Raw genomic sequence first — 15,807 nt, 5'->3', positions numbered from 1 at the left:
CCTTCGGCACACCCGTCGTCCTCCTGAGCAGGGCGATCAACTGTCGGGGGTAGTGATGGAGTTGTTGCAGTTCCTCGTGCCGGTGGTTCTCGTCGTCGTTGCCGTGCTGGTGTTCCTGGCTGCTCGCGGAAGCATGGGTCGCAGCCCGCTCCAGGCCCAGCAGGACGCCGAGTGGCGTGCACGGCGGGACGAGCGACGGCGAGCCCGCGCAGAGCGCCATCCGAACGACCGGTAGCGGCGAAGGTCCCACGCCCGTCGACCACCGAATCCGACTACCGGGGGGAACTCCCACCCAGTGCGGCGACGCCCGAGAACCGATCGTCGAACGGGACGATCCCACTACCGGTCGGGCTTCAGCTGTGGGCTGTCGAGGCGAGGTACGCGGCAGCGAGCTGGGCTACCTCTTCGCGGAAGCGGCGTTCTCCGGCCCGCGGGCTGGGGGTGACCGTGCTTCCCCGCGTGGCGTACAAGTCGTCGAGCACGTCGTCGACTTCGACGAGGGGCTGTGCCACTTCGGGGCCATCGTGACCAATGTTGTTGTGAGCCCACGAGGAGAACGCACGGAGGCCGAGCTCGCCGCCCAGGAATCGTCGACACGCAACCCGCAGGGCGAGAAGCGGTACCTCCGCACCGTCTCGGTCGAGCGGTGGGTCGCCTGCTTCGGAGAAGACCGTCGCACTGAGCTCCACGACATCAGCCGAAGATGCGTTCGCGTAGAGGGAGGCGAGAGCGAGCAGCGACTGGCTGTCGTGTCCATCGGCGAGGAGATCCGCCGCCAGCGCGATGACGTCGCTGCTACTGCAGAGGCCGAGGAGGAGGGCGGCGGTCACTTCGCGCAGTTCTGCTGTCGCAGAGCGACCCAGGTCGCTCATCTCGTCGTCCACCCGATCTCCTCACGACAACGGTCAGACCAAGGCTCCTCCACGGTACCCCCCGCGATCCTCTCCTTCGGCACACCCGTCGTCCTCCTGAGCACCGTCGACGAGGACGGCGTGGCCAACACCGCCCCGATGTCGTCGGTGTTCTGGCTCGGACACACCGCCGTGCTCGGCATGGGTGGCCGATCCCAGACCGCGAGGAACCTGCTGGCGACCGGCGAGTGCGTCATCAACCTGCCCTCGACGCAGCTGGTGTCGGCTGTGGACGCCCTGGCACTGCCGACCGGGCGCGATCCCGTCCCGGTAGCCAACGAACGGGTCGGCTACCGGCACACGGCGGACAAGCTCGGTGCTGCCGGGCTGCACGGTCGACCCCGTGACACCGTCCGCGCCGAACGGATCGACGAGTGCCCCGTGAACCTCGAGGCGCGGGTCGTCAATGCGTGCACCCTGGCGGACCAGGAGCCGGACGACGACGCGACGTTCCTGTTCGAAGCCGCCGTCTCCCGCGTCCACGTGCACGACGACATCCGTGCGGCGGGGACGACGGACCGGATCGACCCTGACCGATGGCGTCCGCTCATCATGGCCTTCCAGCGCTACTACGGCCTCGCGGGAGAACTCCGACCATCGAAGCTCGCCACGATCGACGAGGAGTGGTACCGGTGACGCCACTGGTCAGCGCCGGGCCGTCCGTGCACCACGCGGCGACCGCCGTCCGACCAGGCGTCCTCAGTCCGTCGATCGGAAGCGTGGCTAGCGTGGGACCCATGCAGCCGCCCGCAGACGGAACCCTCCGCGTCCTCCACCTGTCCGACACCCACCTCACCGGTGACGGCGCCCTGCACCAGGGAGCGGTCGACACCACCGGAGCCCTCGAGAGCGTCCTCGCCCGGGTCGACGGCGTGCCCGGGTTCGGACTCGTCGTCGTGTCCGGGGACGTCTCCGAGGACGGCACCCCCGAGTCGTACGCGGCCGTCCTCGAGCGCGTCGGCGGGTGGGCCGAGCGACACGGCGCGGCGCTCGTCGCCGTCCCGGGCAACCACGACCTCCGCGAGGGGTTCCGGCAGGTGCTCGCGAACGGCCACGTCCTGGGGGAGGGCGGGCGCCCGCTCGCCCACACGATGGAGTACCACCCGCCGACGGTCCCGGTCTGGGGGCAGTCGCTGGTCTCGGGCCGCCGGGTGGTCACCGTCGACACGAGCGTGCCCGGCGCCGGGTACGGGGAGATCTCCGACGCGTCCCTGGACCGGCTCCGCGGCGCGCTCGCCGAGGAGCACGCGCCGTACGGCACGATCGTCGTCCTGCACCACCCACCGCTCCCGGCCCCGACGGCCCTGCACGAGGCGCTCCGCCTGCGGAACACCGAGTCGCTCGCGGACGTCATCCGGGGCACCGACGTCCGCGTGGTGCTTGCGGGGCACTACCACCACCACTTCGCCGGATCGCTCGCGGGCGTGCCCGTGCTCGTCGCGCCCGGCGTCGCCAACGACACCGAGGTCACGGGCGCGTACGACGAAGAAGCCGCGTCGATCAGCTCCGGTGCACTCGTCGTCGACGTCGCACGGGACGGCTCGGTCTGGTCGACGCCGGTCCGGGTGCTCCGTCCCGACGCCGATCGGCTCGCCTTCACGTTCGACGCGGACACCGTCGACCGCATCATCGAGGCGTCCACCCGCCCCTGACCGGGGAGGAGTACACGGGGTACCCCTTGCGCTCGGGTTGCACGCGGGAACACCGAGTAGGCCGGTGCCACACCTCCAGCGAAGGAGCAGCGCATGCGCATCGGCAAGGCAGTGCAGTACGACCGGTACGGTGACTTCGACGTCGTCGAGCTCGTCGACCAGGAGCAGCCGTCGCCCGGCCCGGGTGACGTCGTCGTCGAGATCGTCGCCGCGGGGCTGAACCACATCGAGCGGTTCCTCCGCGAGGGCCGCCTCCGCGAGTACGTCGACCTCGAGTTCCCGGCCCACCAGGGTGTCGACTTCGCGGGCATCGTGCGAGCCAAGGGCGCCGAGGTCAAGGGGATCCGCGTCGGCGACGAGGTCCTCGGGCACGCGCCCGACGGCGGCGCCCACGCCACGTGGATCCGTGTCCCCAGCGAGGCCGTCATCCCGAAGCCGGCGCACGTCGGGTGGGAGGTCGCCGGCGGCCTGTACCTCGCGGGGTGCACGGCGATCGCCATCGTCCGCGACCTCAAGCTCGGACCGAAGGACACCGTGGTGATCAGTGCGGCGGCGGGCGGCGTCGGACACATCCAGTGCCAGCTCGCCCACGACGCCGGAGCCACCGTGATCGCTCTCGGGAGCGCCCGCAACCACGACTACCTGCGGCAGATCGGGACGCTCCCCGTCCTGTACGGCGACGGCGAGGAGGCACGCATCCGCGAGATCGCCGACGGCCGACCGATCACCGCGTTCATCGACAACCACGGCGACGAGTCGGCGAGGACTCTCGCCGCAGCGCTCGGCGTGCCGGACGAGCGGTTCGTGTCGAGCGAGGACCGTCGTGACGTCGAGATCCACTTCCTCCGGGCCCCGGCGGGCGACCGAGCCGCCATGGAGGACCTCACCCTGCTCACCAAGGCGGTCGAGGACCGGCGCGTCCAGGTCCTCATCTCCGGCTACTACCCGTTCGAGTACATCGTCGACGCGTACGAGGACCTCGCCGAGATGCACTCCCGCGGGAAGGTCGTCGTCGGCATGCAGCCGGTCGAGACCGGGGCGCGGCTCGACTGGTACCGGTCCGAGAAGGCGCGGGACCTCCGCGACCGCTACGCCGAGGAGCGAGCGCCGCAGACGGAGACGATGGCTGGCGGGTCGGCGACTCCGGCTTGACGGCGGCGGCCGGGCGGCGGCCTGGGGTCGGTGGTCGCGCGCTCGCGGCCACCCCCGCCCGTCAGCTGAGGACGTCCTTCGTCGCGAACCGGCTGTACGCGAGTGCGCCGAAGACGACGACGTAGCCGAGCTGCAGCACCGCGTTCGACCCGAACGAGTCGAACGAGATCGGGTCGCGCAGCAGGTCACCGAACCCGAGCCACTGGTGCGAGAACAGGAACGGGTGCAGCCAGTCCAGCTGGGGGAGTTGGTCGAGCACCTGAGACGCGCCGGCGAGCACGACCGTGGCGGCCATCGCCCCGACCGGCACGTTCGTCAGCGTGGAGGCGAACAGGCCGATCGCGGACAGCCCGAGCATCGACAGCGTGACGTAGAGCGCCAGGAGCAGGGCCCGGCCGGCGTACGACCAGCCGTCGACCTGCGTGCCGGAGAGCAGGGTCACGGGGCCGATCCGGAACAGCACCGCACCGATCGCCGCTCCGACGAGCACGATGAGCAGCGTCGCGGCCAAGCAGAACGCCACCGCCCCGGCGAACTTCACCAGGATGAACCGGACGCGGCCGGTCGGCGCGACGAGCAGGTAGCGGATGGTGCCGTGACTCGCCTCACCCGCGACGGTGTCGCCGGCGACGACGCCGACCGTGAGCGGCAGGAAGAGCGGGATCGAGACCGTCAGGGCCGTGAACGCCACGAACAGCCCGTTGTTGGTGATGTCGCCGAGGAAGGCCGGACCGCCGCTGTCGTCACCGGTGGTGAGCCGCACCGCGACGGCGATCAGGATCGGCACGAGCGCGAGCGCGCCGAGCATCGCCCAGGTCCGGCGCCGTCGGAACACGAGCGCGAGTTCGGAGCCGAGCAGCGCGAACGGGCGCCGGCGAGCCGCGGACGGTGCGGCCGCCGGGACCGGTCGTCCGGCGGCGACGGTCGTGTCCGCGACCACGGGGGACTCAGGCTGCGACATCGAATCCCTCCCCGGTGAGCGCGACGAACAGGTCTTCCAGCGTGCCGCCGCCGACGGTCAGACCGCGGACGCGGACGTCGGCGCGCACGAGTTCGGCCGTGATCGTCTCGGGCAGGACCTCGTGCGGGAGGTCGGCCACGAGGACGTCCGCGCCCCCCTCGTGTCGCGGTACGAGCCCGAGGCGCGTCAGGACGGACCCTGCCTGGCCGAGGTCCGGCGTGCGGACCGTGACCGATCGGGCCCCGGCGGACCGGAGCTCGTCGAGGGAGCCCTGCGCGACGAGCTTGCCCGTGCGCATCACCGCGGCGTGGGTGCAGACCTGCTCGATCTCGGCCAGCAGGTGGCTCGACACGAACACGGTGGTGCCGTCGTCGGCGAGGGAGCGGATGAGGTTCCGAACCTCGCGCGTGCCCTGCGGGTCGAGGCCGTTCGTGGGTTCGTCGAGCACGAGCAGGTCGCGGGGTGCGAGGAGTGCGTTCGCCAGTCCGAGCCGCTGCTTCATGCCGAGCGAGTAGGCGTGTGCCTTCTTGTCCGCCGCGTGGGTGAGCCCGACGCGGTCGAGCGCGCTCGCCACGCGGTCCTTCCGGGTCCGGCTGTCGGAGGCAGGGTCGGCGGCGTCGAAGCGGAACAGGTTCGCGCGGCCGGACAGGTAGGGGTAGAAGGCCGGACCCTCGACCAGGGCGCCGACCCGCGGCAGGACGTCGTGCAACGCTGCGGGCATCGGCCGGCCGAGCACCTCGATGGTGCCGCCAGTCGGGCTGGAGAGCCCGAGCAGCATCCGGATCGTGGTGGTCTTGCCGGAGCCGTTCGGACCGAGGAACCCGAAGACCGCGCCGCGGGGCACGGCGAGGTCGATGCCGTCGACCGCTCGCTGCCGCCGGAACACCTTCGCCAAGCCGCTGGTGCGGATGGCGAGGTCCGACGCGCCGGGTGCGATCACTTGGCGGCGGCGACCAGGGCGGACACCGGCACGGCGCCGACGAGGACGCGGCCGTCGTCCGTCAGGTACACCGACACGAGCGAGGTCTGCACGGCGCGGCCGCCGTCCACGGACTTCGTCAGCTGGCCGAGGAGCCCGGTCGCGTCGCCGCCGAGGGATGACCGGTCGACGGTGCCGGCGGGCAGCTCGGCGATGGTGTCCCAGCCCGTACCGGTGAAGGTCGGCTCGGTGCCGAAGTGGTGGCGCTGCTGGTGCGTCCCGTCGCCCGTCGCGTTCGGTGCCGCGTCGGAGAGGTCCTTCGTCTCGACCTTCGCACCCGACGGCGGGGTGAAGTGGAACAGGCGCTCGGCCGGTGCGCCGTACTGCAGGCTCGTGAACCCGATCTGGACGGCCGGGTCGGACTGCTCCTTCGCCTCGATCGTGGCGCGGAGCGGCAGTCCGGTCTGCTGGTCGACGGCGAGGCGGACCGTGCCGACGAGGGTGTCGGACGACTTCGGCGTGAGCGTGATCTGCCACGCGTCGTGCCCGGCCACGCGGACCTCGGTGGGCTTCGACACCGTCGTCGTGGGCGTGATCGCCTCGACCGCCCGCTTCGCGACGTCCGCGGGGGTCGCTGCTTCGTCCGGACGGCTCCCGGCGTGAGCGGGGAGGGTGACGTGCGTGGCGGTGCGCGACTTCGAGTCCCAGGTCCAGACGTCCGACCCGTTGCGGATGACGTCCTGCTCGGCGAGCTGCTGCGTCACCTGCACGCGCTGCTCGTCCGCGCCGCCGACGTAGACGCGGGCGGTGTGCGACGAGGTGAGGAGACCGAGCGCGTCCGAGGCGTCGCCCTCGAGGGAGGAGCCGCCGGAGCCGGTCGGGAGTTCGGGGAGCCCGAGGTCGCTCGTCTGGTCGATCCGGCCCGAGTACGCGGTGTCGGACGACTTCGCGATGCTGGCGATGACGTCGGCAGCGCTCGGGTCCTTCCCAGCGATCGGTGCGCTCGCGGCGTTCGCGATCATCGGCGCTGCGACGGCGCCGGCGACGACGACCGGAGCGATGACGGCGGGCAGCCAGGCTGACTTCTTCATCGGTTTCCCCTCGGTGAAGCATTCGGAGACGGGAGTACGGTACGTCCGGCCCCCGACAGGAGGCTGGGCGTCGTCGTCATCCCAGGATCGCCCTCCGGACCCCTGGTGTCGTCCTCCGCGAGGATGACCACCATCCTCCGGGACTACGATCGCCACATGTCCGCCGAGACCCCTGCCCCGGACGGCGCCCGGACCCGCTTCCCGCTCGACACCGTGTACCAGGCGGCGCGGATGTACTACCTCGAGGACGCCACCCAGGTCGAGATCGCCTCGCGCCTCGGTGTCTCCCGGCCGACGGTGAGCCGGCTCGTCTCCGAGGCACGGCGGGCAGGGCTCGTGCGGATCGAGGTCGTCGACCCGTTCCAGGACGAGACCGTCGCGCTCGCCGAACGCCTGCAGGTGGTGCTCGGTCTGCACGCCGTGCACCTCGCGGCGGTGACCCACACCGCGACGCTCGGCGCCGACCTCGCGGAGCCGATCGCCGCCGCGGTGGACGGCATGGGGCTCGTCCCGGGCGACTCCGTGCTCATGTCGTCGGGCCGCACGGTGTACGACGTCGCACGCACCGGGATGCCGCAGCTGTCCGGCGTGCAACTCGTCCCCACCGTCGGTGGACAGGCCGACCCGACGCCGTGGTTCCAGACCAACGAGATCACCCGGTCCGCCGCCGAGCGTTCCGGCGCGATCCCGGCGTTCCTGTTCGCGCAGGCGCTGCCGTCACCCGCGATGCGCGCCTCCCTCGACGAGGACCCGGCGTTCCAGCACGTCGTGGGGCTCTGGGGTCGCGCCAAGGGTGCGATCCTCGGCATCGGTGCCCCGACGCCGACCCGTGACGCGCTCGCCCGGGGCCTCCCGGTCGACGACGTCGTCTTCGACCAGGCCGCGGGGGACGTCTGCCTGAACTTCTACGCCACCGACGGCTCCGCGATCGAGTTCGAGGGCTCCGACCGGATGGTGCGCACGTCGCGCGAGGTCCTCGCCGCCGTGCCGCACGCCGTCGGTGTCGCCGTCGGGGTGGCGAAGGTCCCGAGCATCATCGGTGCCGTGCGCGGCCGACTGGTGAACGAGCTCGTGACCGACGCCGCGACCGCTCGAGCCCTGCTCGACGCGCTCGCCTGACGCCGCCTCGCCGCCTCGCCGCCCCGGCGCCCCGGCGCCCCGCCGCCCCGCCGCCCCGGCGCCCGGCGCCCGGCGTCCCAGCTCCCGGCCGCCCCGGCGGCGCTACCGCGTCCGCCGCACGTCCCAGAGGTGGTGCACCGGGTCGTGCGCGTAGTACGTCGCGAGGGTCCCGACGGTGAACGCGCTCCCGTCCGAGCGGAGTCCCGTGCGGCCCAGCTGGTCGTCGGACACCGCCTCGAACGCCCGCGCCGCGTGGTGCGCGGCCTCGCCGAGCTCCCGGGCGACGGTCGCGGGGTCCTGCTCCCCGTAGCGGTCCTCGACCGCGGTGGCGTCCTGGTCCCAGTTCGGGAAGGCCGGGGCGTCCTCGGCGAGCATGAGCGCGAGCCGCTGGGCCATCTTCCGGTGGACGTCACGGACGTGCGCGGCGTACTCGAGCGCCGACCAGGTGTGGTCGTCCGGGCGTTCCCGGACGTCGGGGCGCTCGAGCACGGCTGGCCACGCCGAGGTGTTCGCGTCGATGATCGCGGGCACGTCCCGGATCGTCACCACGCTGCCGTCGTACCCGCACTCCGGGCACGCCGACTCGATGACCCAGGTCCAGTTCTTCGTCTCGGGTTCGATCGCCATCCCTGGATGCTACGGCTCCGTAGGCTGGCCGCATGCGACTGCTGCTCATCCGTCACGGCCAGACCCCTGCGAACGTGGACGGCGTCCTCGACGCAGCGGTGCCCGGACCCGGACTCACCGAGCTCGGGCAGCGGCAGGCGGACGCGCTCCCGGCAGCGCTGGCCGATCGCGGCATCGAGCGGATCTTCACCTCGACGATGGTGCGCACGCAGATCACCGCGGCGCCGCTCGCCGCAGCGCTCGGGGTCGAGCCGGTGGTGCTGTCCGGGCTCCGGGAGATCGAGGCCGGCGACACCCAGGGCAAGCGGGACCGGGTCTCCGTGCAGACGTACATCTCGACGGTGCACGGCTGGGCGCAGGGCGACCGCAGCACGCGGATGCCCGGCGCCGAGAGCGGCACCGAGTTCTTCGAGCGCTACGACGACGCCGTCCGGCAGATCCTGGCGACGGGCTGCGACGTGGCGGCCGCGTTCAGCCACGGCGCGGCGATCCGCACGTGGGCGAGCGTCGTCGCGCAGAACACCCCGGACGCGTTCGGCACGACCCGCCACCTCGAGAACACCGGCATCGTCGAAATGGAGGGGTCCTTCGAGGACGGCTGGCGCCTGGTCGACTGGGAAGGCGAGCCGATCGGCGGTGAGGACCTCGTCGACCGGACGGCGCAGGACCCGACCGGCGAACGGTTCTGACGCACCCCCACCACACACGGGAGGCGCGGTGCCGACCGGCACCGCGCCTCCCGTCCGCTGTGTGCGTGCGTTACGCGGGCTGCGACGCCGTGTGGAGCGGCACGATCACGCCGTGCGACTCACGCAGGACGTCCAGGGTGCGCTGCACCTCGTCCGCACGCTCCTCCGGCGTCCAGCCGAGCGTCTCGGCGAGCACGTCGGCCAGCTCGTCGAGCAGGTCGATCGTGACGCCGCCGACGAACGCGAGGTTCGTACGACGCAGCACCACGTCGACCAGGTGCACCGCCTGCTCGTGCTGCGCGAAGTACGCGACCTCGGCGCGGGTGAGCGCCGGGTCGGACTCGAGCGGCTCGACCGGTCCGTCGACCAGGACGTCGACGACCTCGGCGGCACGGGTGCCGTAGCGCTCGAGGAGTCCCTCGACGATCGACTCGTCGAGACCGTCCCGGTGCGACTTGATCCAGAGCGCCCGCTGGGCGTCCGTCGTCGGGTACTCCTTGCCGCCACCGATCGGCATGCCGGCGGTGTCGACCGTACGGGTCACACCGAGCTTCTGCGTGGCCTCGGTCGACAGGTGCGCGGCGAGGGCGCGGAAGGTCGTCCACTTGCCGCCGACGAGCGACAGCACCGTGCTCTTCGGGAGCTCGGCGATCGGGGTGTCCACGATCCGGTAGTCACGCGAGACGAAGCCGGGGGCGGTGTCCTCGTGGCGGGGGAGCGGGCGGATGCCGGAGTAGCTGTAGACGATGTGGTCGCGCGTGACCTCGATCTGCGGGAACACGTGCTTCACCAGGCCGAAGAAGTAGTCGATCTCCTCCTCGGTGGTCGTGACGGGCTTCGACGGGTCGGCGTCGATGTCCGTCGTCCCGATGAGCACCCGGCCCTTGAGCGGGTAGATGAGCACGATGCGGCCGTCGTTGTTCTCGAAGAACAGCTCGCGGCCCTTCGTCGCCTCCAGCAGCTCGGGGTTGTCGACGACGATGTGCGAGCCCTTCGTGCCGCCCATGAATCTCGTCTCGCCACCGAACGCCGCGTTGGTGAGGTCGGTCCACGGCCCGGAGGCGTTGATCACGACGGCGGCGGTGAAGACGAACTCGTCCCCGGTCTCGCGGTCACGCAGCAGCACGCCGCCGTCGCGGGTGCCCGCGGCCTCGACGTAGTTGACGGCGCGGGCGGTGCTCGCGGAACCGGTGCCCGTGCCGGCCGCCAGACCGTCCTTGAGGACGTCGAGGGCGAGACGCTCCGGCTCGTGCACGGACGCGTCGTAGTAGGTGCCCGTGTACTTGAGGTCCTTGTTGAGTGCCGGCATGTCCTCGAGCGCGGCCTTCTTCGTGCGGAACACGTGCTTCGGGACGGACCCGCCGTCGCGCGAGAAGGAGTCGTAGATCGTCATGCCGATCTTGATGAGCATCGCGCCGCGCTCCTTGGTGGAGCGCTGCTTGTGCGTGAGCATCCGCAGCGGGGCGTTCATGATGCCGGAGAACGTGGAGAAGATCGGCATCGTCGTCTGCAGCGGCTTGACGTAGTGCGGGGCGATGCGGATCAGACCGTTGCGCTCCTGCACGCTCTCGCGGACGAGTCGGAACTCGCCGTTCTCGAGGTAGCGGATGCCGCCGTGGATCATGTGGCTCGACGCGGCGGATGCACCCGAGGCGTAGTCACCGCGCTCGACGAGGGCGACGTCCACCCCCTGCAGGGCGAGGTCGCGGAAGGTGGCGATGCCGTTGATGCCGCCACCGACCACGAGGACCTGTGCGTTCGGGCGCTCCGTGAGCGTGTTCACCGTGTTCCGGGGCTGCGTCTTCTTCGACATCGTGCGTCGCTTCCTTGATCGGTTCCGTGTGGTTCGTCACCGATCGTGCGCCCCTGGTGAGAGGTCGGGCAACTCGCGTGCACGAACGTGCAGCACACCTGTCCGAGCGGACCAATCCGGGCCAGGAGGCGCGACAGGGGTTGCAGAGGCCGTGCACGTCCGTGCATGCTCGGTTCCCATGAGTGACGCAGCGCAGCCCATGCGCACGCAGCAGGCGCTGCGCGCCGCGCATCTGTACTACCTGCAGGACCTGACGATGGACGCCATCGCCGATGAACTCGGCACGTCCCGGTCGTCCGTCTCCCGCCTGCTGAAGTACGCCAGGGACACCGGGCTCGTCGACATCCAGATCCGCTCGCCCCTCGACCAGGCCGCCGCCCTGAGCCGGAGCATCCGCTCGCGGTTCGGGGTGCACGCACACGTGGTGCCCGTGCCGGACCACACGAGCGACGTCGACCGGCTCGAACGCGTCGCCCTCTCCGCCGCCCGGATCCTGACGCAGTACGTCGAGTCGAACATGGTGATCGGGATCTCGTGGGGATCGACGGTCAGCGCGGTGAGCCGGTACCTCGTGCCGAAGACGACGCACGGTTCGACGGTCGTGCAGATCAACGGCGCGGCCAACACCCGCACGACCGGCATCGTCTACGCCTCGGAGATCCTGCGCCGGTTCGGCGAGGCGTACGGCGCGTTCGTGCAGCAGTTCCCCGTACCGGCGTTCTTCGACGACCCGGCGACGAAGGAGGCCCTCTTCCGGGAACGGTCGATCCGCCGTGTGCTCGACCTGCACGAACGCATGGACCTGGTCGTGTTCGGTGTCGGCGCGCCGCAGGCCCCGGTGCCGTCGCACGTGTACTCCGGTGGCTACCTCGACCCCTCCGACCGTGAGGAGCTCGCACAGGCCGAGGTCGTCGGCGACGTCTCCACCGTGTTCTACCGCGCGGACGGGTCCTGGAAGGACATCGGCGTGAACGCCCGTGCGGGGGCGCCGGACCTCGACACGATCAAGCGTGCACCGCGCCGTGTCTGCGTCGTCGCCGGACGGTCCAAGGCCGCTTCGTTGCGCGGAGCGCTCGCCGCCGGACTCGTCACGGACCTCATCCTGGATGAGAGCGTGGGGCAGGCGATCCTGCAGCCCTGACCTCGGGCGCGGACACCGGCTGTCAGAGGTGGCGCGTACGGTCTGGTGCATGACGGCCTCGAGCGAAACGCGCACGGACGAGCGGTACTTCCGCCGTCTCGTGGGCACCGACGTCGACCAGGCCCTCGCGTTCTTCGGCGGCGACTACGACTTCCGCGCCCCGAGCGTGCGGCGCACCCGGCAGCAGACCCACTGGGACTTCGCCGGCGTCGGTGACGAGCGGATGTCCCTGCGGTCGTCGCGGTTCCTCGTCGACCTGCGGAGCGACAGCCGCGTGGACGACCAGTTCCTCATCGCATGGCTCCGCAGCGGATCCAGCACGATCACCCACGACGGCGAGTCGTACGACCTCGCCCCCGGAGTCCCGGTCGTCCTGCCGTTCGCGTCGACGTACGAACTGCACCACCGGGACATCGCGCTCAACCTCGTGCACCTCGACGCCGGCTTCGTGCGCTCCCTGACCGGCGACGACGACTTCACCTTCGACGTGATGCGCCGCCCGACCGCCGACGGCACGCGCGTGTGGCAGTCGGTGGTCCGGTCGTACTCGTCGACGTGGCTCGACGTCGACCACGAGCTCCCGGCGACGGCCGAGCGGGACATCGCCGAGGCGTTCGCCAGCGCGGCGATCGCGGCCTTCCCGCAGCGCAGTCGGTGGCGCTCCTCGGTCACCGGCAACGGCCCCGAGCACGAGCGGCTCCGACGCGCGCTCGAGTACGTGCACGACCACGCTCGCGAGCCGATCGGCACCCCCGAGATCGCCGCGGCCGCCGGTCTCAGCCCCCGCGGACTGCAGCAGTCGCTGCGCCGCCACCTCGACCAGACACCCGGCGAACTGCTCCGCGCCGTGCGGCTCGACGGCGCACGAGCCGACCTCAAGCGCGGCGACCGCGACGGCACCTCGGTGGCCGACGTCGCCCGGGCGTGGGGCTTCGGGCACCTCGGACGCTTCTCCGCCACGTACCGCGCGCGCTTCGGCGAACTGCCGAGCGAGTCCCTCCGCTCGCGCTGAGGACCCGACACGTCCTCGATGACGCAGCGCTGTCGTAGCGTGGCGGCATGGACACCGTCGTCGCCGCCCTCCGTTCCGCCCTCGACGACGAGGACGGCGCCGTCGTCCGGACCGAGCGCGCACTGCTCGACGCGGCGCGGACGGACAAGTCCGGGTGGACCGCCCCCGGTGGCCCCGTCGCCGTGGTGGAGGCGCGCACCGTCGAACACGTGCAGGCGACGCTGCGGACCTGCTCGTCGCTCGGAGTCGCCGTCGTCCCACGGGGCGCCGGCACCGGACTCGCCGGAGGTGCGAACGGCACCGAGGGGTCCGTCGTCCTGAGCGTCGCCCGGATGGACCGGATCCTCGCCGTCTCCGTCGAGGACGAGTACGCCGTCGTCGAACCCGGCGTGCTCAACGGGCACCTCGACGCCGTCGTCGCCGAGCACGGGCTCCGGTTCGCGCCCGACCCCGCGAGTGCGGCGATCTCGAGCATCGGCGGCAACATCGCGACGAACGCCGGCGGGTTGCGCTGCGTGAAGTACGGCGTCACACGTGAGGCCGTGCTCGGACTCGACGTCGTGCTCGCGGACGGACGGATCGTCTCGACCGGGCACCGCACCGTGAAGGGCGTCACCGGGCTCGACCTCACGGCGCTGCTCGTCGGGTCGGAGGGGACGCTGGGCGTCATCGTCGGCGCGACGGTGCGGCTGGTGCCGATCCCCGCGGGGGAGCCGGCGACGCTCGGGGCGGTGTACCCGAGCGTCGAGTCCGCCGCACAGGCCGCGGCGGCCGTGGTCGCCGGAGCCGAACGGCCGTCGACCGTCGAGCTCCTCGACGCGGCCGCGCTCGAGGGGATCGCGGCGTTCCTCGGGCCGGAGGTGATCGCGGAGACCGTGGGGAGCACCGGGGCGGGTGGGGTGTTCCTCCTCGTGGAGTACGACGGACCGGGTGCGACGGAGGCGGCGCAGGGAGCCGTGCCGCGCCTCCAGGCCGCCGGCGGCACCGTGCACCTGGCCCGTTCGGCGGCGGAACGGGACCGCCTGCTCACGATCCGCAGGTCGTTCCACCCGGCCATGGAGGCGCGTGGCCGCGTCCTCATCGAGGACGTCGCGGTGCCGCGCAGTCGCCTCGCGGAGATGTTCGCGCGCGTCGAGGAGATCGGAGCGCGGTACGGCGTCGCGATCCCGACGGTCGCGCACGCCGGCGACGGGAACCTGCACCCGAACTTCGTGTTCGACGGCGACGAGGTGCCGGCGCACGTGTGGGAGGCGGCCGACGCGATGTTCCACGCGGCGATCGAGCTCGGCGGGACGCTGACGGGGGAGCACGGCGTGGGTGTGCTCAAGCGGCGGTGGATCGGCGAGGAGCTCGGTGACGACGTGCTCGAACTGCAGCGCGGGATCCGCCGCGTGTTCGACCCGGCGGGGATCCTCAACCCGGGCAAGGTCCTCTGACACCGACCGGGGCCGAATTCGGTGGCACGGATCGAGCCGGGATCGCGCGGATGTTCGGCGGAAACGTGCGCGCAACGAACCGGGGCGCTCAATGGTGGGACAACGCACCGCCCACGAAGGAGTCCGCAATGCGCATCGGCGTCCCCACCGAGATCAAGAACAACGAGTTCCGCGTCGCCGCCACCCCGGCGGGCGTCGCCGAGCTCACCCAGCACGGCCACGACGTGCTCGTGCAGGCCGGGGCGGGTGTCGGCTCGTCCTTCCCCGACGCCGAGTACGCCGACGCCGGCGCGACCATCGTCCCCACCGCCGACGACGTCTGGTCAGACGCGGAGCTGGTGCTCAAGGTGAAGGAGCCCGTCGCGAGCGAGTACGCCTCGATCCGGCCCGGTCAGGTGCTGTTCACGTACCTGCACCTCGCCGCGGACCGGCCGCTGACCGACGCGCTCATCGGGTCCGGCGCGACCGCGATCGCGTACGAGACCGTGCAACTGCCCGACCGGTCGCTGCCGCTGCTCTCGCCGATGTCCGAGATCGCCGGCCGGCTGTCGGCGCAGGTCGGCGCGCACCACCTCATGCGGGCGAACGGCGGGCGCGGGCTGCTGCTCGGCGGTGTGCCCGGGACGCCGAAGGGCCGAGTCGTCGTCATCGGCGGAGGGGTCGCGGGCGAGCACGCCGCGACCATGGCCCTCGGCATGGGAGCGGACGTCACCGTGTTCGACATCAGCCTGCCGCGGCTGCGGGCGCTCGACGCCCGGTTCGACGGACGCGTCACGACGTTGCGGTCGTCGGCGCACGCGATCGCGTCGGCACTCCGGGACGCGGACCTCGTGATCGGGTCCGTCCTCATCCCCGGGGCCTCCGCGCCGAAGCTCGTGACCGACGCCATGGTGGCGGACATGCGGCCCGGGTCGGTACTCGTCGACATCGCGATCGACCAGGGCGGTTGCTTCGAGGGATCGCACCCGACCACCCACGACGACCCCACCTTCGCCGTGCACGACGCCGTCTACTACTGCGTGGCGAACATGCCCGGCGCCGTCCCCCGCACCAGCACCATCTCGCTGACGAACGCGACGCTGCCGTACGCCGTGGCGATCGCGGACCAGGGGTGGGAGGCGGCGACCCAGGCGGACCCGGCGCTCGCGCTCGGGGTGAACGTGCACGCGGGGCAGGTCGTGAACGAGGCGGTGGCGGCGGCGCACGGGTTGGTGGCCGCGGGGCGCTGACGCGCCGCGGGCGTCGCGCCGGCCGCGCGGGCCGCGCGGGCCGCGCGGGCCGCGC

16 protein-coding genes are annotated in these 15,807 nt (G+C 71.9%); 10 read left to right on the top strand and 6 right to left on the bottom strand.

Features of this window, described 5'->3' with window-relative positions; genetic code table 11:
• Window positions 1–235 (top strand): hypothetical protein (locus tag ACTJKO_RS16155; RefSeq protein ID WP_440690169.1); only part of this gene is annotated, 235 nt, incomplete at its 5' end.
• Window positions 236–353: 118 nt separating this feature from the next.
• Here ACTJKO_RS16155 and ACTJKO_RS16150 read toward each other — a convergent pair.
• Window positions 354–884 (bottom strand): hypothetical protein, encoded by a 531-nt coding sequence (locus ACTJKO_RS16150; protein WP_440690174.1) that lies wholly within the window; start codon window positions 882–884, stop codon window positions 354–356.
• A 3-nt stretch (window positions 885–887) separates the two neighbouring features.
• Between ACTJKO_RS16150 and ACTJKO_RS16145 the strand changes: the two genes are divergently transcribed.
• From ACTJKO_RS16145 to ACTJKO_RS16135, 3 genes are all read left to right on the top strand, one after another.
• Entirely contained in the window at window positions 888–1,547 is a 660-nt protein-coding gene (locus tag ACTJKO_RS16145) for a flavin reductase family protein (protein ID WP_440690173.1), read from the top strand.
• A gap of 101 nt (window positions 1,548–1,648) precedes the next feature.
• Window positions 1,649–2,563, top strand: coding sequence for a metallophosphoesterase (locus ACTJKO_RS16140; protein WP_440690168.1), 915 nt, complete (start codon window positions 1,649–1,651; stop codon window positions 2,561–2,563).
• 93 nt (window positions 2,564–2,656) lie between these two features.
• On the top strand, window positions 2,657–3,715 hold the full coding sequence (locus ACTJKO_RS16135) for an NADP-dependent oxidoreductase (RefSeq protein ID WP_440690167.1): 1,059 nt from the start codon (window positions 2,657–2,659) through the stop codon (window positions 3,713–3,715).
• A 61-nt stretch (window positions 3,716–3,776) separates the two neighbouring features.
• On the opposite strand, the gene ACTJKO_RS16130 is transcribed toward ACTJKO_RS16135, so the two are convergent.
• From ACTJKO_RS16130 to ACTJKO_RS16120, 3 genes are read right to left on the bottom strand one after another with little or no spacing between them, the layout of a single operon-like run.
• A complete protein-coding gene (locus ACTJKO_RS16130; protein ID WP_440690166.1) occupies window positions 3,777–4,676 on the bottom strand; it encodes an ABC transporter permease in 900 nt (299 codons plus the stop codon).
• Entirely contained in the window at window positions 4,663–5,616 is a 954-nt protein-coding gene (locus ACTJKO_RS16125) for an ABC transporter ATP-binding protein (RefSeq protein ID WP_440690165.1), read from the bottom strand. Before ACTJKO_RS16125 ends, ACTJKO_RS16130 begins: the two co-directional genes overlap by 14 nt.
• Window positions 5,613–6,686, bottom strand: a complete 1,074-nt coding sequence (locus tag ACTJKO_RS16120) for a LolA family protein (protein ID WP_440690164.1) — start codon at window positions 6,684–6,686, stop codon at window positions 5,613–5,615. Before ACTJKO_RS16120 ends, ACTJKO_RS16125 begins: the two co-directional genes overlap by 4 nt.
• A gap of 156 nt (window positions 6,687–6,842) precedes the next feature.
• Between ACTJKO_RS16120 and ACTJKO_RS16115 the strand changes: the two genes are divergently transcribed.
• A complete protein-coding gene (locus tag ACTJKO_RS16115) occupies window positions 6,843–7,805 on the top strand; it encodes a sugar-binding transcriptional regulator (protein ID WP_440690163.1) in 963 nt (320 codons plus the stop codon).
• Window positions 7,806–7,907: 102 nt separating this feature from the next.
• Here the strand turns inward: ACTJKO_RS16115 and ACTJKO_RS16110 are convergent, their stop codons facing one another.
• Window positions 7,908–8,432, bottom strand: coding sequence for a DinB family protein (locus ACTJKO_RS16110; RefSeq protein WP_440690162.1), 525 nt, complete (start codon window positions 8,430–8,432; stop codon window positions 7,908–7,910).
• A 32-nt stretch (window positions 8,433–8,464) separates the two neighbouring features.
• On the opposite strand from ACTJKO_RS16110, the gene ACTJKO_RS16105 reads away from it, so the two are divergent.
• Entirely contained in the window at window positions 8,465–9,121 is a 657-nt protein-coding gene (locus ACTJKO_RS16105) for a histidine phosphatase family protein (RefSeq protein ID WP_440690161.1), read from the top strand.
• Between the two features lie 70 nt (window positions 9,122–9,191).
• On the opposite strand, the gene ACTJKO_RS16100 is transcribed toward ACTJKO_RS16105, so the two are convergent.
• The gene (locus tag ACTJKO_RS16100; protein ID WP_440690160.1) at window positions 9,192–10,934 is read right to left on the bottom strand and encodes an FAD-dependent oxidoreductase; all 1,743 of its coding nucleotides are present in this window, start codon (window positions 10,932–10,934) and stop codon (window positions 9,192–9,194) included.
• A 178-nt stretch (window positions 10,935–11,112) separates the two neighbouring features.
• On the opposite strand from ACTJKO_RS16100, the gene ACTJKO_RS16095 reads away from it, so the two are divergent.
• The 4 genes from ACTJKO_RS16095 (at window position 11,113) to ald (ending at window position 15,752) form a co-directional block, all read left to right on the top strand.
• Window positions 11,113–12,075, top strand: a complete 963-nt coding sequence (locus ACTJKO_RS16095) for a sugar-binding transcriptional regulator (RefSeq protein WP_440690159.1) — start codon at window positions 11,113–11,115, stop codon at window positions 12,073–12,075.
• Between the two features lie 49 nt (window positions 12,076–12,124).
• Window positions 12,125–13,087, top strand: a complete 963-nt coding sequence (locus ACTJKO_RS16090; RefSeq protein WP_440690158.1) for a helix-turn-helix transcriptional regulator — start codon at window positions 12,125–12,127, stop codon at window positions 13,085–13,087.
• A gap of 47 nt (window positions 13,088–13,134) precedes the next feature.
• Entirely contained in the window at window positions 13,135–14,523 is a 1,389-nt protein-coding gene (locus ACTJKO_RS16085; RefSeq protein WP_440690157.1) for an FAD-binding oxidoreductase, read from the top strand.
• A gap of 128 nt (window positions 14,524–14,651) precedes the next feature.
• A complete protein-coding gene (gene ald, locus ACTJKO_RS16080; RefSeq protein WP_440690156.1) occupies window positions 14,652–15,752 on the top strand; it encodes an alanine dehydrogenase in 1,101 nt (366 codons plus the stop codon).
• Window positions 15,753–15,807 lie beyond the last annotated feature (55 nt).

Source organism: Curtobacterium sp. 22159 (assembly GCF_052045775.1).
GTDB lineage: Bacteria > Actinomycetota > Actinomycetes > Actinomycetales > Microbacteriaceae > Curtobacterium.
This window is presented reverse-complemented; position numbering and strand designations above follow the sequence as displayed.

What these genes read in the sequence shown, in the direction of transcription:
- ACTJKO_RS16115 (WP_440690163.1), top strand. Translation starts at nt 6,843, where the DNA reads ATGTCCGCCGAGACCCCTGCCCCGGACGGCGCCCGGACCCGCTTCCCG.
- ACTJKO_RS16135 (WP_440690167.1), top strand. Translation starts at nt 2,657, where the DNA reads ATGCGCATCGGCAAGGCAGTGCAGTACGACCGGTACGGTGACTTCGAC.
- ACTJKO_RS16140 (WP_440690168.1), top strand. Translation starts at nt 1,649, where the DNA reads ATGCAGCCGCCCGCAGACGGAACCCTCCGCGTCCTCCACCTGTCCGAC.
- ACTJKO_RS16085 (WP_440690157.1), top strand. Translation starts at nt 13,135, where the DNA reads ATGGACACCGTCGTCGCCGCCCTCCGTTCCGCCCTCGACGACGAGGAC.
- ACTJKO_RS16105 (WP_440690161.1), top strand. Translation starts at nt 8,465, where the DNA reads ATGCGACTGCTGCTCATCCGTCACGGCCAGACCCCTGCGAACGTGGAC.
- ACTJKO_RS16130 (WP_440690166.1), bottom strand. Translation starts at nt 4,676, where the DNA reads ATGTCGCAGCCTGAGTCCCCCGTGGTCGCGGACACGACCGTCGCCGCC.
- ACTJKO_RS16110 (WP_440690162.1), bottom strand. Translation starts at nt 8,432, where the DNA reads ATGGCGATCGAACCCGAGACGAAGAACTGGACCTGGGTCATCGAGTCG.
- ACTJKO_RS16120 (WP_440690164.1), bottom strand. Translation starts at nt 6,686, where the DNA reads ATGAAGAAGTCAGCCTGGCTGCCCGCCGTCATCGCTCCGGTCGTCGTC.
- ACTJKO_RS16095 (WP_440690159.1), top strand. Translation starts at nt 11,113, where the DNA reads ATGAGTGACGCAGCGCAGCCCATGCGCACGCAGCAGGCGCTGCGCGCC.
- ald (WP_440690156.1), top strand. Translation starts at nt 14,652, where the DNA reads ATGCGCATCGGCGTCCCCACCGAGATCAAGAACAACGAGTTCCGCGTC.
- ACTJKO_RS16090 (WP_440690158.1), top strand. Translation starts at nt 12,125, where the DNA reads ATGACGGCCTCGAGCGAAACGCGCACGGACGAGCGGTACTTCCGCCGT.
- ACTJKO_RS16100 (WP_440690160.1), bottom strand. Translation starts at nt 10,934, where the DNA reads ATGTCGAAGAAGACGCAGCCCCGGAACACGGTGAACACGCTCACGGAG.